This window comes from Bacillus sp. DNRA2 (assembly GCF_012843265.1).
Lineage (GTDB): Bacteria > Bacillota > Bacilli > Bacillales > Cytobacillaceae > Bacillus_BU.
Genome location: NZ_JABAIT010000005.1, coordinates 78,325 through 104,800, shown reverse-complemented (window position 1 = coordinate 104,800; position 26,476 = coordinate 78,325). Strand labels below are relative to the sequence as shown.

General features: G+C 38.7%; 25 protein-coding genes. 21 read left to right on the top strand and 4 right to left on the bottom strand.

Translation table 11 applies throughout. The annotated features are described in order from the left end of the window. Positions 1–487: 487 nt before the first annotated feature. The 10 genes from HHO41_RS06405 (at position 488) to HHO41_RS06360 (ending at position 12,945) form a co-directional block, all read left to right on the top strand. Positions 488–1,012, top strand: a complete 525-nt coding sequence (locus HHO41_RS06405; protein ID WP_169096639.1) for an HD domain-containing protein — start codon at positions 488–490, stop codon at positions 1,010–1,012. A 104-nt stretch (positions 1,013–1,116) separates the two neighbouring features. Further along, the gene (trpB, locus tag HHO41_RS06400; RefSeq protein ID WP_169096637.1) at positions 1,117–2,283 is read left to right on the top strand and encodes a tryptophan synthase subunit beta; all 1,167 of its coding nucleotides are present in this window, start codon (positions 1,117–1,119) and stop codon (positions 2,281–2,283) included. Between the two features lie 107 nt (positions 2,284–2,390). Continuing rightward, complete coding sequence (gene ade, locus HHO41_RS06395; RefSeq protein WP_481747086.1) at positions 2,391–4,130, top strand: adenine deaminase; 1,740 nt, start codon at positions 2,391–2,393, stop codon at positions 4,128–4,130. A 41-nt stretch (positions 4,131–4,171) separates the two neighbouring features. Then, a complete protein-coding gene (locus HHO41_RS06390; RefSeq protein ID WP_169096842.1) occupies positions 4,172–5,494 on the top strand; it encodes a 5'-deoxyadenosine deaminase in 1,323 nt (440 codons plus the stop codon). Positions 5,495–5,543: 49 nt separating this feature from the next. Then, on the top strand, positions 5,544–6,515 hold the full coding sequence (pucL, locus tag HHO41_RS06385) for a factor-independent urate hydroxylase (protein WP_169096635.1): 972 nt from the start codon (positions 5,544–5,546) through the stop codon (positions 6,513–6,515). Then, the gene (uraH, locus tag HHO41_RS06380) at positions 6,512–6,868 is read left to right on the top strand and encodes a hydroxyisourate hydrolase (RefSeq protein ID WP_169096633.1); all 357 of its coding nucleotides are present in this window, start codon (positions 6,512–6,514) and stop codon (positions 6,866–6,868) included. Before pucL ends, uraH begins: the two co-directional genes overlap by 4 nt. A 62-nt stretch (positions 6,869–6,930) precedes the next feature. Then, complete coding sequence (gene allB / locus HHO41_RS06375) at positions 6,931–8,259, top strand: allantoinase AllB (protein ID WP_169096631.1); 1,329 nt, start codon at positions 6,931–6,933, stop codon at positions 8,257–8,259. Between the two features lie 12 nt (positions 8,260–8,271). Then, on the top strand, positions 8,272–9,528 hold the full coding sequence (locus tag HHO41_RS06370; RefSeq protein ID WP_348981225.1) for a Zn-dependent hydrolase: 1,257 nt from the start codon (positions 8,272–8,274) through the stop codon (positions 9,526–9,528). A gap of 4 nt (positions 9,529–9,532) precedes the next feature. Beyond that, positions 9,533–10,777, top strand: a complete 1,245-nt coding sequence (locus HHO41_RS06365; protein WP_169096629.1) for an ArgE/DapE family deacylase — start codon at positions 9,533–9,535, stop codon at positions 10,775–10,777. Positions 10,778–11,094: 317 nt separating this feature from the next. Continuing rightward, positions 11,095–12,945, top strand: a complete 1,851-nt coding sequence (locus HHO41_RS06360; RefSeq protein ID WP_169096627.1) for an SEC-C domain-containing protein — start codon at positions 11,095–11,097, stop codon at positions 12,943–12,945. A gap of 44 nt (positions 12,946–12,989) precedes the next feature. On the opposite strand, the gene yfkAB is transcribed toward HHO41_RS06360, so the two are convergent. Next, positions 12,990–14,120 (bottom strand): radical SAM/CxCxxxxC motif protein YfkAB, encoded by a 1,131-nt coding sequence (gene yfkAB, locus HHO41_RS06355; protein WP_211171058.1) that lies wholly within the window; start codon positions 14,118–14,120, stop codon positions 12,990–12,992. Between the two features lie 195 nt (positions 14,121–14,315). Here yfkAB and HHO41_RS06350 point away from each other — a divergent pair, with 195 nt between their 5' ends. The 9 genes from HHO41_RS06350 (at position 14,316) to HHO41_RS06315 (ending at position 20,550) form a co-directional block, all read left to right on the top strand. Further along, positions 14,316–14,825: a uracil-DNA glycosylase family protein gene (locus tag HHO41_RS06350; protein ID WP_169096625.1), complete on the top strand. Its 510-nt coding sequence runs from the start codon at positions 14,316–14,318 to the stop codon at positions 14,823–14,825. A gap of 72 nt (positions 14,826–14,897) precedes the next feature. Continuing rightward, complete coding sequence (locus HHO41_RS06345) at positions 14,898–15,338, top strand: peptidylprolyl isomerase (protein WP_169096623.1); 441 nt, start codon at positions 14,898–14,900, stop codon at positions 15,336–15,338. Between the two features lie 113 nt (positions 15,339–15,451). Next, positions 15,452–15,880, top strand: coding sequence for a cell wall hydrolase (locus tag HHO41_RS06340; RefSeq protein ID WP_169096621.1), 429 nt, complete (start codon positions 15,452–15,454; stop codon positions 15,878–15,880). Positions 15,881–16,220: 340 nt separating this feature from the next. Then, entirely contained in the window at positions 16,221–16,385 is a 165-nt protein-coding gene (locus tag HHO41_RS06335) for a hypothetical protein (RefSeq protein WP_169096619.1), read from the top strand. A gap of 96 nt (positions 16,386–16,481) precedes the next feature. Then, a complete protein-coding gene (locus HHO41_RS06330; protein ID WP_169096617.1) occupies positions 16,482–16,943 on the top strand; it encodes a hypothetical protein in 462 nt (153 codons plus the stop codon). A 23-nt stretch (positions 16,944–16,966) separates the two neighbouring features. Beyond that, positions 16,967–17,092 (top strand): hypothetical protein, encoded by a 126-nt coding sequence (locus tag HHO41_RS22580; protein ID WP_282434268.1) that lies wholly within the window; start codon positions 16,967–16,969, stop codon positions 17,090–17,092. A 365-nt stretch (positions 17,093–17,457) separates the two neighbouring features. Continuing rightward, positions 17,458–18,561, top strand: a complete 1,104-nt coding sequence (locus tag HHO41_RS06325; RefSeq protein ID WP_169096615.1) for a CotH kinase family protein — start codon at positions 17,458–17,460, stop codon at positions 18,559–18,561. 123 nt (positions 18,562–18,684) lie between these two features. After that, complete coding sequence (locus HHO41_RS06320) at positions 18,685–19,764, top strand: spore coat protein (protein ID WP_248278385.1); 1,080 nt, start codon at positions 18,685–18,687, stop codon at positions 19,762–19,764. Between the two features lie 111 nt (positions 19,765–19,875). Beyond that, positions 19,876–20,550 carry a DUF2642 domain-containing protein gene (locus HHO41_RS06315; protein ID WP_169096611.1) on the top strand — a complete coding sequence of 225 codons (675 nt, stop codon included), beginning with the start codon at positions 19,876–19,878 and terminating at the stop codon, positions 20,548–20,550. Positions 20,551–20,666: 116 nt separating this feature from the next. Here HHO41_RS06315 and HHO41_RS06310 read toward each other — a convergent pair whose 3' ends face one another. From HHO41_RS06310 to HHO41_RS06300, 3 genes are all read right to left on the bottom strand, one after another. Continuing rightward, positions 20,667–22,208 carry a solute symporter family protein gene (locus tag HHO41_RS06310; protein ID WP_169096609.1) on the bottom strand — a complete coding sequence of 514 codons (1,542 nt, stop codon included), beginning with the start codon at positions 22,206–22,208 and terminating at the stop codon, positions 20,667–20,669. A gap of 12 nt (positions 22,209–22,220) precedes the next feature. Then, on the bottom strand, positions 22,221–22,562 hold the full coding sequence (locus tag HHO41_RS06305) for a DUF485 domain-containing protein (protein WP_169096607.1): 342 nt from the start codon (positions 22,560–22,562) through the stop codon (positions 22,221–22,223). 275 nt (positions 22,563–22,837) lie between these two features. After that, the gene (locus HHO41_RS06300) at positions 22,838–23,968 is read right to left on the bottom strand and encodes an IscS subfamily cysteine desulfurase (RefSeq protein WP_169096605.1); all 1,131 of its coding nucleotides are present in this window, start codon (positions 23,966–23,968) and stop codon (positions 22,838–22,840) included. A gap of 109 nt (positions 23,969–24,077) precedes the next feature. On the opposite strand from HHO41_RS06300, the gene nadB reads away from it, so the two are divergent. Then, positions 24,078–25,670 carry an L-aspartate oxidase gene (gene nadB / locus HHO41_RS06295; RefSeq protein WP_169096603.1) on the top strand — a complete coding sequence of 531 codons (1,593 nt, stop codon included), beginning with the start codon at positions 24,078–24,080 and terminating at the stop codon, positions 25,668–25,670. Beyond that, on the top strand, positions 25,624–26,466 hold the full coding sequence (nadC, locus tag HHO41_RS06290) for a carboxylating nicotinate-nucleotide diphosphorylase (protein ID WP_169096601.1): 843 nt from the start codon (positions 25,624–25,626) through the stop codon (positions 26,464–26,466). Before nadB ends, nadC begins: the two co-directional genes overlap by 47 nt. Positions 26,467–26,476: the final 10 nt, after the last annotated feature.

Genomic DNA, 26,476 nt, shown 5'->3' with positions numbered 1-26,476 from the left:
AATAATTAGTAATTTCAACATTACCCCATTATAGGATCGGTACTGAAATGAAATTTTAAAGCCGAAGGATAAGCGAGTCTTCGATTAAATGATCGAAAATATTGTGTTTGTCAGGAACAAAAAACTAGTGTGAAGAAACTAGTGATTGAATTCCTCTAGCGGAACAAACACACATCAGTAATTCTAAAGAATGTAGTTCTTCTAAAATGAAGAAAACATTTTAAAGTGTATTAAAAAGAATTAACTGATGTTTATGGTTGGGTCCCCTAAGATGTTAATACAAAAAGCCCTTTGGCATTAGCCAAAGGGTTCTTTGTGTTTTATTAACAATCATTGCTCTTGTTCATATATATAAAGAAATAAGCTGTTTACTGATACGAAAAAGTTGAAAAAAACTATAAATTTGATAAAATTATAAAAATTTACTTATTTCCACGAGTGTATTTTCTTATTATTTATATAATCTCAATCAAGAGGAAGTGAAAACATGAGAGATGTGAAATTAGCTGACCTTTTTAAACACCATATTGCGCAAAAGTACATTACTCGTTCTGGCCTTGTTCATGCTATTTCGGTATCATATCATGCTTTTGAACTGGCGTGGCAAGCGGGCGAAGATGTGGACATTGCTGCTAAAGCCGGATTCCTACATGATATTGGCCATTATACTTGGTACAAGGATGGAAAATGGGATTATGAATTATATCGAAAAAATGATATACATGCAATTAAAGGTGCAGAACGTGCTCATAAACTATTAATTCGTTGCGGTGAAAATCCGGTTAAGGCCAAAGAAATTTCATTAGCAATCCTTTTTCATACTGATTCATTTCTTCCTGGTGGGGAGGTTGTCAGAACAAAAATGCAGGCAATCATTAAACAAGCTGATGAAATGGACGAAGAACCGGGCGGACTTCACCATTATCGACAAATTGACCAAACCCGAGCTTTAAAGAGCCTAGAAAAGCTCGATGAAAAAATTGACAAAGTCTTAATGGAATTGAAGGAGTAGGAAGGTTTATATATAGAATAATCTGAATATAGAGTTGAACCCAAAATAAAAGTAGTGGTATAATTTTCTCGAGTATTTGTTCATTATTAAGGAGATGAGTTTAGATGAGTCAAGTTAGCCAAGAGAAGTCAGGTTATTTTGGTGAGTTTGGGGGAAGCTTTGTTCCCGCTGAGCTTCAGAATGTGCTAAACATACTAGAACAGGAATTTTTGAAATATAAGGATGATCCTGATTTCAATGAGGAGCTTTCTTATTATTTTAGAGAATACGTTGGCCGTGAGAGTCCACTCTATTTTGCCGAACGCTTAACAAAAGAACTAGGTGGAGCAAAGATTTATTTAAAGCGGGAGGATTTGAACCATACCGGTTCTCATAAGATTAATAATGTTCTAGGACAAATTTTGTTAGCAAAGCGTATGGGTGCAAAGCGTGTCATTGCTGAGACTGGGGCAGGGCAGCATGGAGTCGCAACTGCAACTGCATGTGCAATGTTCGGGATGGACTGTACAATCTACATGGGTGCAGAAGATACAAAGCGCCAGGCATTGAATGTATTTAGAATGGAATTACTCGGTGCGAAAGTAGTCGCTGTTACAAAGGGACAAGCCCGTCTTAAGGATGCAGTAGATGAAGCTTTTGCTGATTTAGTGCAGAACTATCAACATACTTTTTATTTACTCGGTTCAGCTGTTGGTCCACATCCTTTCCCTACAATGGTTAAACATTTCCAATCTGTAATCAGTAAGGAAAGCCGAAAGCAAATTCTAGAAAAAGAAGGTAGACTTCCTGATGCTGTTTTAGCATGTGTCGGAGGTGGAAGTAATGCCATTGGTTCATTTGCAGAGTATATTCCAGATGAAACTGTTCGCTTAATTGGTGTGGAACCATCAGAAGCTGCAACTTTGACTCAAGGGACTCCTGGGGAATTGCATGGTTTTAAATGCATAGTGCTACAGGACGAAGAGGGTAATCCAATGCCAACGTATTCAGTTGCTGCTGGTCTAGATTATCCAGGTGCAGGTCCAGAACATAGTTATTTAAAAACAATCTCCCGAGCAGAATATGTTTCAGTTACTGGTGAGGAAGCGCTAAACGGATTCCAAGTACTATCAAAACTTGAAGGAATTATTCCTGCATTAGAAAGCTCTCATGCTGTTGCTTATGCTATCAAACTAGCACCTACCATGGCCAAAGACCAAATTATCATTGTCAATGTTTCTGGTCGAGGCGATAAAGATGTTGAACAAGTATTTGAAATGTTAAAAAAATAGTCAGATTATTTAACAAAAGAAGCGCCATTCGGTGCTTTTTTTTTTATTGTTAAATATAACAGAAATAAGCACTTATTATTCAGAGACTAAAGGAGGAGGCGGTTGGCTTGACTTTTAGTAATAAAGCATTGATTAAACGAATCGAGGTTGCATCTAAACGGATGAAGGCAGACTTGGTAATTAAAAATGGATTTGTGGTTGATGTTTTCAACCAGGAATTGCTTCTTGTAGATGTAGCCATTGTTGATGGATATATCGCAGGATTGGGTCAATATGATGGGGAAATTGAAATTGATGCGAAAAATAAGTATATTTGTCCTGCGTTTATTGATGGTCATGTCCACATTGAATCCTCAATGGTCACTCCTGTAGAATTTGCAAAGGTCGTCCTTCCCCATGGTGTTACAACAATTATTGCTGACCCACATGAAATCGCCAATGTTGCTGGTGTTGAAGGACTCAAATTTATGCTAGATGCCTCCGAAAGTCTGCCCCTAAATGTATTTTATATGTTACCGTCATGTGTCCCTGCTACTCCTTTCGAAAATGCTGGTGCTGTACTTTTGGCCAGTGATTTAGCCCCATTTTATCACCACCCACGTGTATTAGGTTTAGGAGAAGTAATGGATTATCCGTCAGTGCATGATGGAAGTAAGCAAATGATTGACAAGCTGAGTGGGGCTCATCGTTTTGGAAAAAAGATTGATGGTCATGCTGCTGGTTTACATGGTCAGGCTATTGATGTTTATTCTGCCATAGGCATAAAAACCGATCATGAAGCCGTATCTGTAAGTGAAGCGAAGGAGCGGTTACAAAAAGGAATGTATGTAATTATTCGTCAAGGATCAGTTGCGAAGGATCTCCCAAATTTGATTTCTGTTGTAAACGGATGGAATTCACGGCGGTGCCTCTTTGGTACTGATGATAAACATATAGATGATTTAATGAGTGAAGGAAGTATCGATCATCATGTAAGACTTTCAATCGAATATGGAATGGATCCAATTGCAGCACTTACAATCGCTACTCTCAACGCTGCAGAATGTTACGGTTTAACCAATAAGGGGGCGATTGCCCCTGGCTATGAGGCGGATTTTCTGATACTCGAAGATTTAGAGAAGGTTAAAATTAATCAAGTATATGCAGCAGGGAAATTAGCTGCTGAAAACGGGAAAATCGTCTGTGCATTCAAGGCTAGACAAGCTAGTGAACTAACCCAGAGCGTCAACATTAAACCAATAACAGAGCAAGATCTGAGCATTCCGTTAACTAAAACAAACAAAGCTAATATTATTGAAATTATCCCTAATAGCTTAATAACTAAGCATGTCGTTGAAGAGGTTGTTGTCAAACAGGGTTTCTTTGTCCCATCCATATTCAAGGATCAATTAAAAATGGCAGTGATCGAAAGACATCATTCGCTTGGAAATATTGGGCTTGGAATTGTTAAAGGGCTAAAGCTGAAACAGGGAGCGATAGCTACTACTATTGCCCATGATTCACACAATTTAATTGTTACTGGAACAAATGATGATGAGATTCTGTTTGCAATTGAGGCGATTCAAAAAATCGGAGGCGGCCTGATGGTGGTACGGGATAAACAAATACTTGCACAGCTTCCATTAGCGATTGGTGGAATCATTTCCGAGGAGGACTACTTAACGGTGTATCACCAATTATCGGAAGTAAATCACGCTTTGGCAAAATTAGGGGCATCTCATGAATTTAATCCGTTTTTAACACTGTCCTTCCTGGCTTTACCCGTTATCCCACAATTAAAACTGACAGATTTAGGTTTGTTTGATGTTCAGAGCTTTCAGCATATTGGAATAGAGGCGGGTAATTAATTCATATGTTTATAGATAAGGGGCGAGGATATCGGGTGAAAATGTTAATACGGAATGCCGAAATTATTACAATGAATCCTGATAACGAGATTGTTTACGGGGACTTATTAATTGAAAAAGATACAATTTCGGAAATTGGAACGAAGATTTCATCACTTGGGGTTGAGAAAATCATTGACGCTTCAGGCAAAACGGTCATTCCAGGATTCATTCAAACTCATATCCATCTGTGTCAAACTTTGTTCCGTGGTCAAGCGGATGATTTGGAATTACTAGACTGGTTAAAACAGAAAATCTGGCCGCTTGAAGCTGCACATGATCAAGAATCAATCTATTATTCGGCAATGCTCGGAATAGGGGAACTTATTCAAAGTGGAACGACAGCAATTGTTGATATGGAAACGGTCCACCATGCGGATTCGGCGTTTTTGGCGATTGCAGGTAGTGGCATTCGAGCCATTTCCGGAAAGGTGATGATGGACAAAGGGAATGACGTCCCAATTCGCTTGTTTGAATCGACTAAGAAATCGCTACAACAAAGCGTTGACCTCTTAGAAAAGTGGCACAATTATGATCATGGTCGTATCCAATATGCATTTAGTCCAAGGTTTGTCATTTCTTGTACAGAAGAACTTTTGACAGAGGTACGTGATTTATCAAATCAGTATCAGGTCCATGTCCATACCCACGCTTCAGAAAATTTGGAGGAAATAAGAATCATAGAGCAGGAGCGGGGGATGAGAAATGTCATTTATCTTGACCATATTGGGTTAGCCTCACATCGGCTCATTCTTGCTCATTGCGTCTGGTTAAATGATGAAGAGAAAAGAATTATCAAAGAGCGAGGCATTAAGGTGAGTCACTGTCCAAGTTCCAATTTGAAATTAGCCTCAGGTATCGCTGAAATCCCTGATTTAATGACCAGACAAATACCAATAAGTCTTGGCGCAGATGGTGCACCGTGTAATAACAACCTTGATATGTTTAAAGAAATGAGACTAGCATCAATGATTCAAAAATCGATTCATGGTCCCACGGCAATGAACGCTTATACGGTTTTCAAAATGGCAACTATTGGTGGTGCTGAGGCAGTGGGATTAGAGCATCAAATTGGTAGTTTGGAGGTTGGAAAAAAGGCAGACCTTGCCATCTTAAATCTCGAAGATTTTCACGTGTTTCCTTCGTTTGGTGTTGACCCGATATCTCGTCTTGTTTACTCTGCTACGAGCGCGGACGTAGAAACAACAATGATCAACGGTAAAATAATTATGGAAAACCGTCAAATGAAAACGATGGATAAAAGCATTATTTTAAAAGAAGCGAATTCGTCAATGAAACGATTATTAAAGCGAGTTTCCAAGTAAAGATAGCCTATAACACGATTGAAATGATAATGAGGAGTGAAGTGAGTAGATGCCTAATCGCACAATGTATTACGGAAAAGGTGAAGTTTATGCTTATCGAACATTTGGAGCACCATTGTCTGGAGTGAAGCAAATTCCAGAATCAGAAGTAGTTTCACGCGATCATACGATTTGGGGATTAAATATCAATGTTGCTATTGGCGGAAGGCAATTTTTCACTTCTTTCACTGAAGGGGATAATCAACTTGTTGTTGCAACAGATTCAATGAAAAATTTTATCCAACGACATTTTGCCAAATATAAGGGGAATACAACGGAAGGTTTTTTATATTATGTTGCAAAACAATTCCTCGAGACGTATTCCCAAATGGAGACGATAAAAATTAGTGCTGATGAGCTTCCATTTTTGCCTACCAATTGTATCGAAAAGCATCAACGCAAGACAAGTCCGCATGTTTTCAAAAAATCGCGCAATGAAACTCCATTTGCATGTGTTGAAATCGCAAGAAACGGCAGTGCGGTTGAAATAGTTGAACATTATAGTGGAATCAAAGATCTCCAATTAATCAAAATATGTGGAAATTCCTTTGTTGGGTTTGTCCGTGATGAATATACAACCTTGCCTGAGGATTCGAATCGACCGTTGTTTATTTATTTAAATATTATGTGGAAGTATGAAGAAGTTGAGAGCGGAATCCGTGAAATCCCTGATAAATATGTATTAGCAGAACAGGTCAGCGACATTGCATCAGCAGTGTTCCATGAATTAAATACTAAATCTATTCAACAATTAATCTACCAAATTGGTTTGAGGGTATTGGAGCGATTTCCACAACTTAGTGAGGTTCAATTTGAATCGCAAAATCGCACATGGGAAAATGTTGTTGACAATATACCAAACTCCTCAGGAAAGGTTTACACAGAACCACGGCCGCCATATGGATTTCAAAAATTTACTGTGTACAGAAAGGATTTAGCTAAAGAAAATAACATTGCACAAAATAGCAGAGGCTTTATATGAAAACTGGCTTGACGACTCATGTACTTGACCTAACCAATGGTATTCCTGCAAAAAACGTTAAAGTAGAGTTAATAAAAATTCATGGTCCAAATGAAGAAAAGGAATTCGTTGCAACAGCATTTACGAATGAAGACGGCCGGATAGATTCCGGGCTGCTACCAGATATTCAAGCAGGTGAGTTTGAATTACTGTTTCACATTGGGACCTACTTTTTAATGGTTGGAACAACGGTCAGTAACCCGATATTTTTTAATATTATCCCAGTGAGGTTTTCGTTATCTACAGATAAAAGCCATTTTCATGTCCCACTGTTAATATCTCCATGGGGTTATCAAACGTACCGTGGAAGCTAAAACACCTAAGAATGAAATATCTTCCGTAATTAAGAAAATTAATGATGGAAGAGGTCGATAGCATGGAACATTACGATTTGCTTTTTAAAAATGGGCACATTGTTTGTGAAAATGAAGTAATTAAAGCAGACCTTGCTATCACCGCAGGGAAAATTGTTAACCTTACTGTTGGAATTCCTGAACATAGCGCTAAACAATGTTTCGATATTTCAAATCTGCATATTTTTCCTGGCGTGATTGATAGCCATGTCCATTTAAATGAGCCTGGCAGAACGGAATGGGAAGGGATTACCACTGGGAGTAGGAGCTTAGCCGCTGGTGGAGTAACTACTTATTTTGACATGCCATTAAATAGCACTCCTCCAACGACAACAGTTCGGGCCTATTTGGAAAAAAAACAACTGTCAGAGCAAAAAGCCTTGATTAACTTTAAACTTTGGGGCGGCTTGGTCCCCGGAAATATTGATCAGCTAGCGGGATTAAAGGAATGTGGAGTGATTGGGTTTAAGGCTTTTATGTCAGGTAGTGGAATTGATGATTTTCAGGCTGTCGATGGTGACACATTACAGTCTGGAATGGAGCAGTTAGCCAAATTAGATATGATCTTAGCACTTCATGCTGAAAGTGACCATATCAATCTCAAACTAACTGAAAAAATTATTGCTGAAGGCCGTTTCACTGGAAAAGACTATCAAGAATCACGGCCAGTTTCATCAGAGCTTGAGGCAGTTCGAAAAGTAATCAGGTTAGCCAAAAAGACAGATTGTAAGGTTCATATTGTACATGCGAGCAGCAGTCGTGTTGTAGAACTGATAGAACGTGCTAAACAAGAGGGGGTTAATATTACAGTTGAAACCTGTCCCCATTATTTAGTGCTAACGGTAGAAGATTTAACTAGGTTGGGCGCACTTGCCAAATGTGCTCCACCTTTACGTGAAGCAAATGAGGTCGAACTGTTATGGGAGAATTTGAAAGCGGGTTTTATTGATATGATCGGGTCTGATCATTCTCCAGCACCTCTCACACTGAAACAAGGAAATCTTTTTAAAGCCTGGGGTGGCATTTCTGGAGGACAATCGACGCTAAATGTGTTATTAGAAGAGGGCTATTGGAAACATAGTGTTCCGTTAGAGTTGATTGGAAGGCTTACTTCGACTAATCCCGCAAAACGTTTTTGCCTATATCCGGCAAAAGGCAGTATGAAAATTGGCAGCGATGCTGATTTTGTGATTATAGATTTACAAAAGAAATTCACACTGCAAAAAGCGGGACTTTTCTATCGACACCCCCATAGTCCGTATGTCGGAAAAAGCTTTCGTGGTAAAATTCTCGCCACCTTTGTGCTTGGAAAATGTGTGTTTCGTGATCAAAGCTATCATTCTTTTAATTAAAAGGAGGATATTGTGGGCCAAATTAATACGACAAGAATACTCGAACGGATTGAACAGCTCTCGCTTTGTAGCGAAACTTCAAGCGGTGTTACTCGGCGCTCCTTTACAAAACAAAGTGATGAGGCTGATAAAATGGTAATCGAATGGATGCAAGCAGCTGGTATGTCAGTTCGTAAGGACGCCATGAACAATGTAATCGGTCATTTTGATGGAAGGAATCCAGATGCTCCAGTGTTAATCATGGGGTCTCATCTGGATTCAGTCATCAATGGTGGTAAATATGATGGAACTTTAGGTGTCCTTAGTGCAATTGAAGTCGTTCAAGTATTGTATGAAACTAAACAAATCCCGGAGCATCCCCTTGAGGTTATTTGTTTTTGTGATGAAGAAGGTACAAGATTTCATACAACCTTTCTGGGAAGTCGTGCGATGGCTGGAACCCTGACGGCAGAGGATTTACAAAAATGCGATGATCAGGGGATTTCGATTGCAACAGCCATGCAAGAAAATGGCTTAATTCCAGAATACTTTCATTTTGCCACGCGACATTCCCATTCGATTTTGGCCTATTTGGAACTGCATATTGAGCAGGGACCAGTTCTTGAGTACGTTAACCAACCGTGTGGAAGCGTCTCAGGTATTGCTGGTGTTTCACGCTATACGTTTTCCATCAAAGGGAATGCAGGTCATGCTGGTACGGTCCCTATGGAAAATCGCCAAGACGCCTTAGCTGGAGCAGCCGAAATCATTGCGAAAATCGAAGAATTGGCAAAGAATAATGTACCGCTTGTCGCAACTGTTGGTAAATTGGTTGTGGGTCCTGGCACTAGTAATGTAATTCCAGAAATAGTTAAAGGCACTCTCGATGTTCGCGATATCGATTCCATAAGAAAAGCAGAATTCCTTACGGAGTTGTTCACTATGGTGAATGAAATCACGAAAAGACGAAAATTATCGTGTAAGTTCGAAAGGATTATGGAGGTCACACCTGTTTCATGTTCAAGGAGTATTACAGATTGTATTGATACAGCAATGCTCATAAACGGGATTAATCCTCATCAACTTATTAGTGGAGCAGGTCATGATGCTATGATCATGTCTGGATTAACCGATATCGGCATGATTTTTGTTAGATGCAAAGGTGGAATCAGTCATAGTCCAAAAGAATATGTTTCACCTTATGATATCGAGACAAGTACAAAAATTATGTTGGATACTGTTTGGATGCTAGCTAATGATCGGTCAAATTATTGTTCTGATAGGGAGTGACAACATGTCGGGGGTCGACTCGAAACAAAGACTATTGTCCATTATTGAGAAACGACAAACGGAATTGGTACGATTTCTTAGGGAGTTAGTAGCAATCCCGTCAGATAATCCACCGGGAGATTGTTGGAGGATTGCACAATATGTCCATCATAAATTTGTAGACTATCAATTTAAAAACGTAAATCAATATGATGTACCTGAGCAGGATACAGCAACAGTAGGCATGAAACGAGCAGCAAACGTCGTAGCATATGAGCATTTTTCCGAAAGTGAAGGGGTAGAAATCACTTTAAACTCACACGGTGATGTGGTTCCGCCTGGACGAGGCTGGACACGGGACCCGTATGGTGGAGAACTCATTAATGGGAAGCTTTTTGGCCGTGGTGCGGCTGTTTCCAAATCTGATATTGCCTCATTCACTTTTGCAACATTAGCTTTGAGAGAAGTTGCTGAAGAATTGACCGGGAGAATTTCCTTGGCGATTACCTTTGATGAAGAAACGGGCGGAGAAATTGGGCCTAAATGGTTACTTAATCGAAAACTTATTCAACCTGATATTGCCATTTGTCCCGGTTTTACTCATTCAGTCGTAAATGCTCATAACGGCTGTTTGCATATGGAAATAAAGATAAGCGGTAAACAAGCTCATGCAGCAGAACCGCAATACGGTCATGATGCTCTCGAAGCGATGACTGCGGTTCTTCAGGCTCTTTATCTGTACCGAGGAAAATTGACAGAAAAAAAATCACGAGTGCCTGGAATTGATTCCCCCACTTTAGTAGTTGGCACTATTCACGGTGGAATTAATACGAATGTTGTCCCAGATGAATGTATAGTCCGCTTCGACCGCAGACTCATTCCGGAAGAAGACCCTGAGCTCGTGGAAAGGGAGCTTGAAACGTTAATTGTCAATGTTGTCGAAAAGTTTCAAGGGGCACAAGTAAAACTGAAGCGAATTTTACTTGCTAAAAGCTTCGGTCCGGTTCCTAGAAACACTCCTCTCGTCCAAGCATTCAAACAGAACTGGAGCGAGGTAATGGGTGGGGAACTAAAAATCCATGGTTCCCCACTTTATACTGATGCTCGTCATTTTTATGAAGCTGGTATACCGGTAATATTATTTGGCGCTGGTCCCAGGACATTATTGGAAGCAAATGGTCATCGTGCTGACGAACATGTTAACATCGATGACCTAATCAATGCTACAAAAATCGTTGCAACAAGTCTTTACGATCTTCTAAAGAAGTGAATTAAATTTCCCCTTTGCACAATATATTTGTCTCTTTGTCGTTACTTGGATCATTAACAATGGACCCACCTATGTTTTCCTGTTAGGATGGTGGGTTCTGATATGATTCATTTGATTCCTCAGGCGCTACACATCCTTAAAGCATTCCAATGAGTATAATAAACCACCACTCATATGAACAAATCTCCATTTAAATCCATTATCATCGTTACAAATTTATTCACTTAAAAAAATAAGCGGAAAAGTGATAAGATTTTGTTATAATAATAAAACCGAATATTTAATTTATTTTGATAATTAGGAAAGGTATGGATCTCATGACGATTAATCGAAATTCTCCTTGCCCGTGTGGTAGTGGAAAAAAGTTTAAGAAGTGTTGTTTAAATAAACAACATGTGATTCAAATTCAAGAAATAAAAGAAGAGCGATTTTTTCAACAAAAACATAGTTTAGTAGAAAAAATTCGTAGTTTTATCATGACAAACCTCCCATATAGTCAGTTTGTTCAATTACAAGAGGAGTTCAATACACGCTCGAATGATGCGGTTGCACCACATATCCGCGAAGGATTTTTACAATTCTGGTTATACTTCTGTCACCGCTATGAAAATGGCTTGCGCGGAATAGAGTGGTTTTTCGAAGAACAGCAAGGCAAGTTATCAGTAGCTGAAAAAACGATGGCGAAGGTTTGGACAACGTTATCGTTAAAGATTGTTCAGGCGGTGGATAAAAAGGAAAACACGATTTTGTTTGAGGATTTGCTTACGAAAGAACAATTTACGGTGTTGAATTCTAAGGAAAATATACCGGCATTTTCACCATGGTACGGTACGATTGGTTTATTAGAGGCTTTTGGTGAGTATGATTACTTTAATGGAGTCAGAAGTTTTAACGGGCCTTCAAATTTAGTGAACGTCGTTCAATTTGTGCAAGACCTTATGAAAAAAGAACGACAACCACTCGAACAAACCCTTTTTAAGTATTATCCTGAGATCCTTAGCGTATTAATGGTGGATGATTATGTCAAATCAAATGAAGGTGAGTTAGACGAACTGCAGGAACAGGTTATCCACCAACATGTCTTGCAATATAAAATTATTAATCAATTTTTATTAAATCAATTTTTAAAAGAAAATAAGGATTTTCTTGTTGATAAACAAAATCAAAATCGGGTTACTTTATCTTGGGTTGGAAATTGGAAGGAATATCAGGATAGTGAATTAAAAGATGGAGTCTTAATCGCAGAAGTATTCGCAACGCTTTCAGTTGAGCAGGATAAACTAATGATTAATAGTTTTGACGAATCAAAGGTGGACGAGCTTAAAGAAGTCTTAAAACAAGCTGTACTAGCTCTCCAATTTGTATCAGAAGATACGATGTCATTCAATATCCCAATCAACGGAATTATAAAAAATTCCTTTGTGCAAATGAGTAAAGATACTCCGCCGTATTTCTCATTATTTGCACAAACAAATTTATTAACAGAAATTGATATGCCAATACCAAAATATAACAATCAAACGATTAGACAATTAGTCAAAGAAAAACAATATGAAGCTGCATTAACTTGGCTCCAACAGGTTGAAAATAATATGTATCAGCAGGCCCTTCATCATGATGCCGATTTTCAGGTAACAGTTGATATGAATACGGTGCGAAAAGAGCTTGGGCTCCCATTATCACCATTTGTCACAGGTGGACAAACAAGAGTGACAAGCTTTAAAAACATTGCCAATCCTTATATCCCTGTCGTTGTTGAGTCAAACGATATCCAGTATTACGAGGCGCTTGGCTTTAAACCAAGTACAATCGAGAACTTCTATGCAGTTGATATGGTTGAGTTTTTTAAAGAAAGAACTATTGGGAAAGCTGAAAACACAGCAAGGAAATACCGTAATAGTCTCGGCGTTCTTCGTGAACATCTCGAAACAGAAACGCATACTGGCTGGACGCAATGTGTGCCATCGTTCTGGTTCAGCCTACTTTATCAGCAACTTGTTCAGACTGAATCTAGCAAATCGTTCCAAAAGGATTTCATTAGCACAATGAAGGCATTTACCAAGTGGATCGATAAACATAAAAATACTAATCTTTCCAGCGCGGCACTAGAAGCTATTACAAACATCGAGGAAAGACTTACAAATCCAAAAACATTCCAAAGAGTTTAATAGACTAACAAAATGAGGATGGCAAACCATCCTCTTTTGTTTGATCAATCATTTCTATTGGATTGTTTAGTGATATTTGTACGTAAGCTTGTAAAATCCACATTCGGATAATAGCGGTCCTTTACTAAAATATTCGGACCTAAACAGCTTACTTCGGGACAGTGACAGCTTAACGATTTGGCAACAGGAGTACTGAGCCACCTGTCATATGCATCCTGTAATGAAGTATTGGTAACATTGCCTAGAGGAGGTATGTCGCCAAAATCTGTCACAATAATATCTCCATTAAAAATATTAATGTTCAATCGGGAACGGCCATCTGGATCATTGCGAACTGTTACATTTTTACTTTCATATAATCGCTTTAACAGTTTTAAGTCTGCTTCGTTTGAACTGCATGGATAAAAGGGCAATGTTCCAAATAGCATCCATACTTGATCATTGCGAATATCGAGCAAATGATTAAGGGCAGCGCGAATCTCGTCAATTGATAGATAGTCTAACTCGTTTGCAAAGTCACTTGGATACATTGGATGAACTTCGTGACGCTGACACAGCATGTCATCAACGATCTGACGGTGGATTTTTTCCAAAAAAGGAAGAGTTCTTCGGTTTAGCATAGTTTCGGCGGAGACCATGATTCCTGCCTTTACGAGGGCACGACTATTTTCAATCATCCGGTCAAAATACTTCACTCGATGTGCTATGCTTGGTTTTGGCTCCATTTTGGCAAATCCGGCAGTGGCAAAGTCCTCTTCGTTACCCCAATTATGTGAGATATGTAAAACATCCAAATAAGGACCAATCAGATCGTAACGCTGTAATTCTAACGTTAAATTCGAATTAATCTGGGTTCGGATACCACGATCTTTTGCATATTTAAGCAATGGGACAACATAATTTTTTACCGATGTTAAGGAAAGCATCGGTTCTCCCCCAGTTATGCTTAAAGCCCTCAATGTCGGGATTTCTTCCAATCTATTTAATAGTAATGAAAGTGGCAGTGGATCAGGGTCCTTGGTTTGTAACGTATAGCCAACGGCACAATGCTCACATCTCATATTACATAAAGTTGTGGTTGTGAATTCTATATTTGTTAACGTCATCTTTCCAAATTCTGTGATATCCAGATAGGCTTCCCAAGGATCGTACTGTGGATTAATCGGTTTTAACATCGCTATTCGTTACTCCTTATTTATCAAATAAAAACAAACTAATTATAGACTATTATGATTGGGTTTTGTTAGATTTTTTTGCATTTTCAGAAATGATATCAAAGTAGTTTATGAGTTAATTGATAGCTTTATGAAGGTATGTTTGGATTTTTAATTATTGAGGGCTATAGTAAAAATTGAGAGGGGAGAGGTAAAGTGCTAAAATCTATTCCAGATCATTTAAAAAAAGGGCTAGACATTTTGTTTGTGGGCTTTAATCCTAGCATTAGGTCAAGTGAAGCAGGACATCATTTTGCCAATCCGAATAATCGCTTTTGGACGATTTTACACCAGGCAGGACTGACCGCTCGAAAATATTCACACGAAGAAGACATACTGTTGTTGGAACTTGGTTACGGGTTAACCAATATCGTCGCTAGACCAACTAAAGCGGCTGATGAAATAACCAAATCCGAGTATCAAATCGGACGAATTGAGTTAATTCAAAAAATTAACGATTATAAGCCGAAGATAGTCTGCTTTGTTGGCAAGGGTGTCTACCAGGAATACAGTCGAAAGAAGCAAATCAATTGGGGAGTTCAAGCTGAATCAGTGGTTTCGGGAACAATTGATTTTGTGGCACCATCATCCAGTGGGCTTGTACGTATGAAATTGGCAGATATTGTTTATATTTATATGGAACTTCCAAAATTGCTTAATCAGTAATGTGCAATTTTTGTCTTGAAGAGAAAATAATGGTATGATTAACCTGATTTTTTACATAAGGAGATGTGACAAATGGCTAAAAAAGGATACATACTAATGGAAAACGGGGAAAAAATTGATCTTGAATTTTACCCAAATGAAGCACCAAATACAGTTGCAAACTTTGAAAAATTAGCAAATGATGGTTTTTACGATGGAGTAATCTTCCACCGTATTATTCCAGGCTTCGTATCACAAGGCGGAGATCCGACTGGAACTGGCATGGGTGGTCCTGGTTACTCCATTAAGTGTGAAACAGAAGGAAACCCTCACAAGCATGAAGTAGGAAGTCTTTCGATGGCTCATGCGGGTCGTGACACTGGTGGTAGCCAATTTTTCATCGTTCATGAACCACAACCGCATTTAAATGGGGTTCACACAGTGTTTGGAAAAGTAACAAACGGTATGAACACAGTTCTAAACATGCGAAACGGTGACACAATGAAAGAAGTTCGAGTGTTTGACGAAGAATAAGAAGATTAAGAAGAGCGCAGTAATGTGCTCTTTTTTTTGACTAGATAGTTGTGAGCATCTGCCTAAATTTAGAATAGAATATGGTGGGAAAATAATGGAGGTGCTCAAATCAAATGGCAGTTGTTAAGCATACTCAGGCTGATCTTGACCTGCTTGCGCGGTTGCTCCGAGCAGAAGCCGAGGGCGAAGGGAACCAAGGGATGTTAATGGTTGGTAATGTAGGAATAAACCGTGTTAGAGTCAATTGTTCTGATTTTAAAGGGATTCGTACTATTCGAGAGATGATTTACCAACCACATGCTTTTGAAGCGACAAAAAAGGGTTATTTTTATCAACGGGCAAGAGAAAACGAAAAACTATTAGCGAGAAGAGCCGTGCGAGGCGAGAGAGTTTGGCCAGCAAGGTTTAGCTTGTGGTACTTTAGGCCAGGTGGAAATTGTCCAGCAAAATGGTATAACCAGCCATTCGCTGGAAAATTTAAGCGGCATTGTTTTTACCAGCCTACAGGTGCCGAATGTGAAAATGTATTTAATACTTTTTGAGTCTGAAATGAACGAACCCTATGCCCCAATAAAAACCACCCGAGATTTAACGGGTGGTTTCTTTATGATTAATAGTCTTTGTCACTGCTGCTACTTTACTAGTCCTCATTACTCAATCTTAACGCCCACATATTTTGATCTTTCCAGTATCGTTTATGATATTTGTAATAAGTTTCATTTTTGCTTTTTGAGGAACATTTTGATTTGCAGCATGAGCTCTTTGAACGACATCTAGAAGAATATCTCGTGCTTCTTCTACTCCTTCGTGAACTACGGCGAGAGCTTCTGCGCGAACTACGACGAGAACTTCTTCTTGTACTTCTTCGAGTGGAGCAAGAAGATGAAGAACGACGAGTACTGCGGCGAGAGCTTCTGCGCGAACTACGACGAGAACTTCTTCTTGTACTTCTTCGAGTGGAGCAAGAAGAAGAAGACCGACGAGTGCTGCGGCGAGAGCTTCTGCGCGAACTACGACGAGAACTTCTTCTTGTACTTCTTCGAGTAGAGCAAGAAGAAGAAGACCGACGAGTGCTGCGGCGAGAGCTTCTGCGCGAACTACGACGAGAACTTCTTCTTGTACTTCTTCGAGTGGAGCAAGAAGATGAAGAACGACGAGTACTACGGCGAGAGCTTCTGCGCGAACTACGACGAGAACTTCTTCTTGTACTTCTCCGAGTGGAACAAGAAGATGAAGACCGACGAGTACTACGGCGAGAGCTTCTGCGTGAACTGCGGCGAGAACTTCTTCTTGTACTTCTCCGAGTGGAGCAAGAAGAAGAAGACCGACGAGTACTACGGCGAGAGCTTCTGTGTGAACTGCGGCGAGAACTTCTTCTTGTACTTCTCCGAGTGGAGCGAGAAGAAGAAGACCGACGAGTACTACGGCGAGAGCTTCTGCGCGAACTGTGACGAGAACTTCTTCTTGTACTTCTCCGAGTGGAGCGAGAAGAAGAAGACCGACGGGTACTACGGCGAGAGCTTCTGCGCGAACTGTGACGAGAACTTCTGCGTGTACTCCGTCGTGTATGACGAGAACTGCTACTACTTGAAGTCGAACGTCTAGTGCTCCGAGAAGAACTTCTGCGGGTGCTACGTTTATTACTTCTGCGTGTACTACGCTTCGTACTTCTTCGCGTACTTCGTCTTGAGCTTCGTCTTGTACTAGATGAAGAACTACTACTTGAGCGTTTATCATCCATTGCCATTTGTTGAACTAGGACCTCGTCCTCTGTATCTACATCAACTGTTTCATGTTTTCTAGTCCGACCCTTTGCATTAGGGTCTTGGAACATAAAATCTCTTAATCCCCTTTTGTTTGCTCCTTCAGCTGCTCTAAGAATTTCATCCCATGAGAAAAATCCCACTAAAGAAACCTCCTTATCTTATTGTCTATTGAAAAGGAACTAAATCATCCTAATTGGATTACAAAAAAACACCATCTAGTTCTTTTCTTATATAGCCTACGCCACATAAACTAAATTGCCTGAGTCATTCGTTTAGATAATGAAAAAAATGATGAATCCTAATAGTGTCATTTATCAGCAAGATACATAGGTATAGATAAAAAAGAATGGATGATGAAATTGGAAAAGAATTTTCAAAAAAACCTTCCGATTTATCAGCTCTATATTCATCCTTTAGATTTATTTGAATTAAAAAGAGATATATGGTGTGATGACCCTGTTCCAGCAAAATTAATGATAGGGAAGCGAAAGCTTAATGTCGACCTTGCTTATCGCGGTTCCCATATACGGAAAGCTAAGAAAAAATCCTATCATATTAGTTTTTTTAAACCGACCTTATACAGAAATGCTAAGGAGCTTCACCTGAATGCAGAATACAAGGATCCGTCATTAATAAGAAACAAGTTATCATTGGATTTTTTTTCAGATATTGGAGTACTATCTCCACAATCCAGACATGTGTTTTTGAAAATTAACGGAAAAAATGAAGGGATTTACCTTGAATTGGAATCAGTAGATGAGTACTTTTTGTCAGTAAGGCAAATGCCAAAGGGTGCCATTTATTATGCGGTTGATGGGGATGCCAATTTCTCGTTAATGAGTGATTTGGATAAGGAAGTGAAAAAATCCCTGGATTTGGGTTACGAAAGAAAAATTGGAACCGAACAAGACAACTATTTTTTGCAGGAAATGATCCTTAATGTCAATACCATGCTTAGGGCAGAATTTGAGACTGAAATCGAAAAATATATCCATGTAGATAAATACTTACGCTGGCTGGCTGGTGTTGTCTTTACCCAGAATTATGACGGCTTTGTCCACAACTATGCGTTATACAGAAATGGAGACACTGGTCAATTTGAAATCATTCCATGGGATTATGATGCGACCTGGGGGAGGGATGTGAATGGGCGATATATGAATGAGGATTACGTGAGGATAGAAGGGTTTAATACTCTAACAGCACGCATTCTTGATGTTCCAAGGTATCGAAAAAAGTATAAGTCGCTTTTGGAACAAATTATGTTGCATCAATTTACAACAGAATATATGAACAAAAAAATCGATCGACTTGTCAGTGACATCCGACCATATTTACTGTTAGACCCGTATGAAAAAGAAAAAATAGTTCAATTTGAACAGGAACCGGAATTTATTTCGCAATATATCCAAGCACGGACAAAATATATAAAAAGTAAATTAATATTATTAGATTAGTTTTAAAAATGTGAATGTATTTTTTTTTATAATTAGGCATGTTTACTAGGTCAATAGTTGCCGTTGATACGTAATATATGCATTATAAATAACCATTATGGATATATGACAAGGAGGATAATTATGAACAATGACCTTGCTGAATCATATCACGCGTTTCTTGAGTCATTAAAAGGAAAAATCGTGACTATTTACCGAGGTGGCCCAGAATCTAAAACTGGTATGTTATTGGATGTTAAAACCGACTATATAACTCTATATGCGCAAGATGACAATGATAGCAATGACAACAATAATAATAACAATAATAATCAAAATAACAACAACAACAATAACAACAATAACAATAACAATGATAACAACAATACTGTCATCTATTATCAAGCAAAACACGTAAAGAGTATTAGTGAGGATTCCAAAACCAACTCAACGCAAACAACTCAAGTAAGTGATGAAGATATTGAATTTTTCGAGGCAGATGATTTCCTAGAATTAATCAATAACTTTGAGAATCAAACGATTCAAATTAACCAAGGTGGACCAGAATCAAAATATGGAACATTACTTGGGGTCGCGGAAGATTTCATCGTGTTATACACTGAGGATGATGGAATCGTCTATTTTAACGTGTATCACGTAAAAAGCATAAGCAAATACGAGGACGATGATAACAACAACAACAACAACAACAATAACAATAACAATCAAAATAATCGTTATGTGACTCAAAATTCAGAAACATATCCTGAGATTGTCGAAGCATCAGACTTTCACAATGTATTCCAGCATATGGCTCACAAATGGGTTTCGATTAATCGAGGCGGCCCTGAAGCAATGGAAGGTGTCCTTGTAGAAAATGCTGGCGGCCACTATACACTTGTTAGCAACCAAGAAGTATTAAGAATTCACCCATATCACATTCGAAGCATTAGCTCTGGACCAAAGGGTGCATTAAGCTCAAACAACAACTCAGATGATTCAAGTGACAATAGCCAAAACAACAACAATCAAAATCAAAATCAAAATCAAAACTCAAATGTCCAAAATAGCTCTTCAGACAGCAATGATAAAAACAGTAGCAAGAGTGAAAAAGAATACAAAAAATCCTCATCCTCATCATCTTCAAGAAAATCCAGCAGCTCAGATTATCGACGTGAAAAAGTCGTTAAAACAATTGACTATGTATGGAAGGGCAAACATTAATTACCAGGCTGATGTTTCATTACTCCAATATTGCCACACAAAATGGTGCATTAGTACAAATTACTGATGCACCATTTTATCTAAATACCCGTAAGGAGAGGAGGAGAAACGATGACGGGTATAAAGCAACTTTTAGGAAAAGAAGTAGAAATTGAAATCTCAGGAAAAACTTTTTTTACAGGATTGCTTATTGATGCAGGATTGGATATATTAGTCCTTTTCGATGGTGAAGAGTATTTATACATTCCATTAATGCACCTTCATAATATTAGTGAACGAACCATTAAGTCGAATGAAGAAAGTATAGAAAAGCCTACGAATAAAATGCCCTTTCAAAATGACGAGGAGTCCATTTCGTACCGGAAAATATTGAACAATGCAAAAGGACAATTTTTAGAGGTTTTTGTTACGGGAAATCGCTCCATTCATGGCTATATTACTAGCGTATTAAATGATTATATTGTTTTTTATTCGCCTGTTTATAAGACAATCTTTATTTCAATGCAACATTTGAAATGGCTGATCCCATACTCGAGTACACTTACTCCATACACGTTAAGCAATACAGTTTTACCAGTGGTTCCTTCCAACATTCCCTTATCTCGCTCTTTTGAAGAACAATTAAAAAAATATGAAGGCAAGCTCCTTGTATTTGATTTAGGGGATAACCCGAATAAGGTTGGTTTGGTCAATAGTGTCAAAAATAATATTGTTAATTTGACAACAGCAGGCGGACATACCTTCTTTTGGAAGCTTATCCATCTGAAAACAGTCCATATTCCTTGATTCCTCTAACAAAAAATTCAATATAAAAAAAAAGTACCAATGAGACGAATCTCATTGGTATTTTCGGTAGAGGTGTGTAATACAATAATGAAAAACAATTGTTAAAGAGTGGTTTTTTAAGAGTTAATGTTTTGAATTCCTGTGTTTGCTTTAACCACAATTTCGTCAAACTTCTTCGCATCAGATTTTTTCGATGATACTAAAGTTCCGACAATTGCTGCAATAAATCCAACTGGAATTGAGATAATACCTGGATTTGTTAAGCTAATTAGTGGATCTCCGACAAAGATGGCTTTACCAACCTCAGGTGACCAAACGTTCGGGCTAACCCCAACGAGTGCAAGTGCTGTAAATAATCCGACTAACATTCCTGTGATTGCTCCAGTAGTATTAAAGCGTTTCCAGAAAATTGTTAATAATATAATTGGAAGGTTTGCACTTGCTGCAACAGCGAAAGCTAGGGCAACTAGGAAAGCAACATTCATTTTTTGTGCGAAAAGTGCAAGGATGATTGATAATATCGCAACACCGACTGATGCCCAACGTGCAGCAACAATTTGTTCTTTTTCCGTAGCTTTACCACGACGAATAATATGGCTGTAGAAATCGTGAGCAAATGCGGATGCAGCAGTTAAAACTAATCCTGCTACAACTGCTAATATCGTTGCAAAGGCAACAGCTGATACAAAGGCGAATAAGAAATCTCCGCCTAATGCTTTGGCAAGTAAAGGTGCTGCCATGTTTCCACCAGCATCAGCGGCGATAATCGTATCAAAGCCCACAAATGCAGCAGCTCCAAAGCCAAGGAAGATTGTCATAACATAGAAGATACCGATAATCCAAGTTGCGTATACAACGGATTTACGAGCTGTAACTGCATCCTTAACCGTAAAGAAACGAATTAAAATATGTGGTAAACCTGCTGTACCTAACACAAGTGCTAAGTTAAGCGAAATCGTGTCAAGAGGGTTTTTGAACTTGTTGCCTGGGTTTAAGAAAGATCCTTCTAAAGGTGTAGCCGCTTTCATTTCAGCAAACATTTTCATTACGCTAAAATCAAATTTCGAGAATACGATTAGGGAGATAATGAATGTACCAATCATTAATAATATAGCTTTAACAATTTGCACCCAGCTAGTTGCAGTCATACCACCGAATACAACGTAGACAGTCATCAAAGTACCTACAATAAGGACAGAGTAGATATAATCGATTCCGAGTAAAAGCTTAATTAATCCACCCGCACCAACAAGCTGAGCGATCATGTAAAAAATTGAAATCGTCATTGTGTTTAATGCTGCCACACCACGAACCTTTTTGTCATCAAAACGTGCAGCAATCATATCCGCCAATGTGTATTTTCCAAGATTTCGAAGTGGCTCAGCTACAATATACAATACTACTAGATAGGCTACTAGGAACCCTATACTATAGAAGAAACCGTCAAACCCATTTAGGGCAATCATCCCGGCAATTCCTAGGAAGGACGCTGCAGACATGTAATCTCCGGCAATGGCCATCCCATTTTGCCAGCCTGTTAAACTACCATCAGCAGTATAAAAATCACTGGTAGTTTTTGTTTTCTTCGAAGCGAAGTAAGTGATTACTAGTGTTAAACCAACGATGCCTAGAAATAGTATAAATGCGAGTGTGTTCAAGTGTTTTCCCCCTTAGTTCTTAGATTCTTCGATAATGTCCTCAACAGCTGCATCAAATTTTCTTGCCTTGCTAGAATAGACGCCGCATAAAACCCAAGTCATGATGAATTGTGCTGCAGCGAACACCCATGCCCAACTGATATCACCATATGCCATCTTATTTAACGAGTCAGAGTAAGCTGTCATTAGTGGCAAGGCAAAATAAAACATTAGGAAGAACAATGACAGTGGTATGATGAAGTTGCGTTTTGCTGCTAGTAATTTCTTGAAAGATGCAGTTTGTACAATTTTCGAGTAGTCTAATTCTACCGGTTGTTCCAATTCCCTTTTGAAAGCCTTTTCATTAACTCCCATAAAAATCCCCCTTAACATTGATTTGAAGCGGCCAGCCGTCAATCACAGTTTTCATTATAAACTTATTAGATTATTTTGTAAATTTAGAATTTTTAAAATATTTTCTTCATTTTTCAACAAATTATCTTCAAACTTTGTGGGTTAAGGAAGAAAATAACGGTTTAAAAGCGTGTAATTTGCAGATAAAAGAGAAAAACAGTCCAAAGGCTTTCAGGCTCACAGGCATGGCCTCGGACTGTTTTAAGAATAATCATTAGTAGATGAATTCAATTCGTTTATTTTTCGAATAAAATATTAATTAATAATTCTGCAAAGCTTTGCATATCTGCTTTACTAGTATGACGACCAAATGAAATCCGGAAATATTCTTTTGCTTTTTTCCCCGTAATATCTAAAGCAATCATTGCCTGTGCCGGGGTAAGAAGACCTGTATGGCACGCACTTCCTGTAGAAATCGCAAAGCCGTACCGATTGGCTTCTAAAAGCACCCATTGACCTTCAATTCCATCCAAACTCATGCCGATAATATGAGGTAATTGCTGATGACCTTCACTTCCATAAATCGTAATATGATCCTTTATCGTTTGAAGCGCTTCTAGAAAGCTTGCCCTTAGCAGATGGCCATTTAGTTGGAATTGATCCATTAAATCAACAGCTTTTTTCGCTGCAACCGTCATGGCTGCGATACCAGGTATATTTACTGTACCAGGGCGAAAGCCCTTTTCGTGGGTGGTATTTTGGAAAAAAGGTTTGATATTAAGCTGTGGGCGAACATAAGCTAGACCCGTTCCCTTTGGACCATAAAATTTATGTCCGGAAATAGACAAGCTGTCGATATATTGAGAAATTTGTTTCATATCGAGCTTTCCAAAGGTTTGAACACAGTCTGAATGAAGTAGAATATGTTCTGACTGGCACAGTTCTCCAATCTCACGAATCGGCTGGACAGTGCCAATTTCTGAATTGCCATGCTGTATGATAGCAAGGACGGTATCTTCGCGAAGCGCTTCTTTAAACACGTCAAGATCAATGAGTCCTTTTTCATTAAAAGGCAGGCTTGTGACCAGATACCCTTCTGTCTTTAACCTCTCGAGGTGATTTTGAATAGAAGAGTGCTCTGCTAGTGAAGTAATAATATGTTTTCCAGGCTTTAAAGCAGCCGAAAGCAACGCTTCGATTGCAAGGAAATTACTTTCGGAGCCACCGCTAGTAAAATAAATACCTTCACTGGTAACTCCAAGCATTTGTGAAAATTCAAGTCGACAGTTCTCTAGTAATATTCGCGCGTCTTCGCCAATGTCATGTAGGCTGTTTGCATTGCCGAAGTATTCGGTGGCAATTTTAACATATGTTTTTGCTGCCTCTTCATCAAGGGGACTGGTCGCTGCATAATCAAGATATTTCATATTTTCCCTCCATATTACAGCAAAATTCGAAAAAAATACTTGTCATAATATTAATTCTGTGTAAAGATATGTGTCAAGACAGTTGAATCGTCCAGGAGGGGATTTAGTCTTGAAAAAGGCTGACATTATTGTTATTGGAAGCGGAATTGCTGCGTTGCAATTAGCGCACCATATTAGCACGAAAAAGAATGTGATAATGCTCACAAAGTCGGATGTAAAGGCTAGTAACTCATCATTAGCCCAAGGAGGAATTGCAGCCTCGATTGGTGCTGACGACCATTATTCCCTTCATAGTGATGATACAATGGAAGCTGGGCGTTTTCATAATAATAAAGATGTGGTTGATAAAATTACAAGTGATGCATCGCAGTTAATTCATGAATTGCATGAAGCGGGTTGTCCATTTGATCAAGATTTGTCTGGACAGTTAAAGCTAGGTATGGAGGGAGCCCATAGCCACTATCGAATTGTCCATTCCGGTGGGGATGCAACGGGGAAAAATGTGATTGACTTCTTAGTTGCTACATTACCTAGAAACATCTCGATCGCAGAAAATATGTTTGCTTATGAATTATTAATAAATGAAAAGAACCAGTGCGTGGGTGTAAAGGCTAAAGACGAAACAGGCAATATTCATTATTATTTTGCGGATCATGTTGTGATTGCGACGGGTGGTTGCAGCTATGTCTACAGTCTATCTGCTGGTAGTCCGAACGTAACGGGTGATGGAATTGCAATGGCCTATTTGGCGGGTGCAGAAATTGCGGATATGGAGTTTATCCAATTCCATCCAACCATGTTGATTAAAAATGGTGAAGTTAAAGGATTAATTTCAGAAGCAGTTCGCGGACAAGGGGCTAAGTTAGTCACAAAAAATGGAAAACTCATCATGGAAGGAGTTCATCCATTAAAGGATTTAGCACCACGCCATGTTGTTTCACAAACAATATATGATTATATCCATAAAGGTGAAGAAATTTTTCTAGATATATCTTCAATTGATGATTTTGAAGCAAAGTTTCCTTCTATTACCGAGATTTGTGTATCGAGCGGTATTAATCCGAAAGATGGTCACATTCCAGTAGCACCTGGAAGCCATTTTTTAATGGGTGGGATTAGGGTAGATTTAAATGGTAAAACCAATATTAGTGGTCTTTATGCAATTGGCGAAGCAGCTTGTACGGGTCTTCATGGTGCCAATCGACTTGCAAGTAATTCACTGCTAGAAGGTTTATATTTCGGTAAGCGTTTGGCGAAGTATCTTAATTCTGCATTACCAATGGAAAAGCTTGAAAATGATGTTTTTTTAGAGCGGTCTAATCATACCCCAGTTACTGTTCCTAATTTCAACGAATTAAGAGAGAGAATGATGGAGAATGTCGGGATTGTCCGAACAAAGCATGCATTAGTTAAACATAAATCATGGCTCGAACGCTATTTGCACCTTGATCAAGAATTTCCGTCATTTGATAACTTATCCATTTCAGAAATTCAAAGTATATTAGCGATTGTAATTGCTTTAATGATCACAGATGCTGCATTGGAAAGAACTGAAAGTCGTGGCGGACATTATCGATTGGATTATCCAACTGAAAATATAAATTGGCAAAATCATCAAGTAATCTATCATTATACTAAGGGGAGAATAGGAGCACATGAACAAAATAAAGCTACGGTCCATGCTAGAGCAGTTTTTTGTTGAGGATATCGGAGAACGAGATATTTCAACGGATCTTATCTTTGGAAATGTTGAACGTGGCGAAATATCTTTCATTGCCAAAGAGGATGGACTTTTCTGTGGTGAGGAAGTCATTTCGGTAGGCTTCGAAATATTAAGTAAAGAAAATCAAGTTGAGCAATTTGTCCACGATGGGATGCCATTTAATAAAGGTGATATTTTAGCCAAGGTAACTGGAAAAATTGCTGATTTGTTGACCGGTGAAAGGGTCGTGTTAAATCTAGTGCAAAGAATGTGCGGAGTTGCAACAATGACCAAAAGGGCCGTTTCCCAATTAAACAGCTCACATACTCGCATATGTGATACGCGTAAAACTACTCCAGGATTAAGAATGTTGGAAAAATATGCAGTTCGAATTGGTGGGGGCTTTAACCATCGGATTGGATTATACGATGGAGTGATGATTAAGGATAACCATATTACATTTGCAGGCTCCATTACAGAAGCTGTTACGAAAGCGCGCGCGGGACTCGGTCATATGGTTAAAATTGAAGTGGAAACTGAAACACTTGAACAGGTAAGAGAAGCAATCAATGCAGGTGCTGATGTCATTATGTTCGATAATCGCACACCTCAGGAGATTACAGAATGGATCAAAATCGTACCTGATACGATTATTACTGAAGCATCCGGAGGTATAACGATGGAAAATATTGCTTCATACAGTGAAACAGGTGTAGATTATATTTCACTAGGCTTCCTGACACACTCTGCTAAAGCTGTTGATATTAGTGTTAAAGTATCAATTGCCGCATGCTGATATACGATTA

What these genes read in the sequence shown, in the direction of transcription:
- HHO41_RS06405 (WP_169096639.1), top strand. Translation starts at nt 488, where the DNA reads ATGAGAGATGTGAAATTAGCTGACCTTTTTAAACACCATATTGCGCAA.
- trpB (WP_169096637.1), top strand. Translation starts at nt 1,117, where the DNA reads ATGAGTCAAGTTAGCCAAGAGAAGTCAGGTTATTTTGGTGAGTTTGGG.
- HHO41_RS06390 (WP_169096842.1), top strand. Translation starts at nt 4,172, where the DNA reads ATGTTAATACGGAATGCCGAAATTATTACAATGAATCCTGATAACGAG.
- pucL (WP_169096635.1), top strand. Translation starts at nt 5,544, where the DNA reads ATGCCTAATCGCACAATGTATTACGGAAAAGGTGAAGTTTATGCTTAT.
- uraH (WP_169096633.1), top strand. Translation starts at nt 6,512, where the DNA reads ATGAAAACTGGCTTGACGACTCATGTACTTGACCTAACCAATGGTATT.
- allB (WP_169096631.1), top strand. Translation starts at nt 6,931, where the DNA reads ATGGAACATTACGATTTGCTTTTTAAAAATGGGCACATTGTTTGTGAA.
- HHO41_RS06365 (WP_169096629.1), top strand. Translation starts at nt 9,533, where the DNA reads ATGTCGGGGGTCGACTCGAAACAAAGACTATTGTCCATTATTGAGAAA.
- HHO41_RS06360 (WP_169096627.1), top strand. Translation starts at nt 11,095, where the DNA reads ATGACGATTAATCGAAATTCTCCTTGCCCGTGTGGTAGTGGAAAAAAG.
- yfkAB (WP_211171058.1), bottom strand. Translation starts at nt 14,120, where the DNA reads ATGTTAAAACCGATTAATCCACAGTACGATCCTTGGGAAGCCTATCTG.
- HHO41_RS06345 (WP_169096623.1), top strand. Translation starts at nt 14,898, where the DNA reads ATGGCTAAAAAAGGATACATACTAATGGAAAACGGGGAAAAAATTGAT.
- HHO41_RS06340 (WP_169096621.1), top strand. Translation starts at nt 15,452, where the DNA reads ATGGCAGTTGTTAAGCATACTCAGGCTGATCTTGACCTGCTTGCGCGG.
- HHO41_RS06335 (WP_169096619.1), top strand. Translation starts at nt 16,221, where the DNA reads ATGAAGAACGACGAGTACTGCGGCGAGAGCTTCTGCGCGAACTACGAC.
- HHO41_RS06330 (WP_169096617.1), top strand. Translation starts at nt 16,482, where the DNA reads ATGAAGAACGACGAGTACTACGGCGAGAGCTTCTGCGCGAACTACGAC.
- HHO41_RS06325 (WP_169096615.1), top strand. Translation starts at nt 17,458, where the DNA reads ATGAAATTGGAAAAGAATTTTCAAAAAAACCTTCCGATTTATCAGCTC.
- HHO41_RS06320 (WP_248278385.1), top strand. Translation starts at nt 18,685, where the DNA reads ATGAACAATGACCTTGCTGAATCATATCACGCGTTTCTTGAGTCATTA.
- HHO41_RS06315 (WP_169096611.1), top strand. Translation starts at nt 19,876, where the DNA reads ATGACGGGTATAAAGCAACTTTTAGGAAAAGAAGTAGAAATTGAAATC.
- HHO41_RS06305 (WP_169096607.1), bottom strand. Translation starts at nt 22,562, where the DNA reads ATGGGAGTTAATGAAAAGGCTTTCAAAAGGGAATTGGAACAACCGGTA.
- HHO41_RS06300 (WP_169096605.1), bottom strand. Translation starts at nt 23,968, where the DNA reads ATGAAATATCTTGATTATGCAGCGACCAGTCCCCTTGATGAAGAGGCA.
- nadC (WP_169096601.1), top strand. Translation starts at nt 25,624, where the DNA reads ATGAACAAAATAAAGCTACGGTCCATGCTAGAGCAGTTTTTTGTTGAG.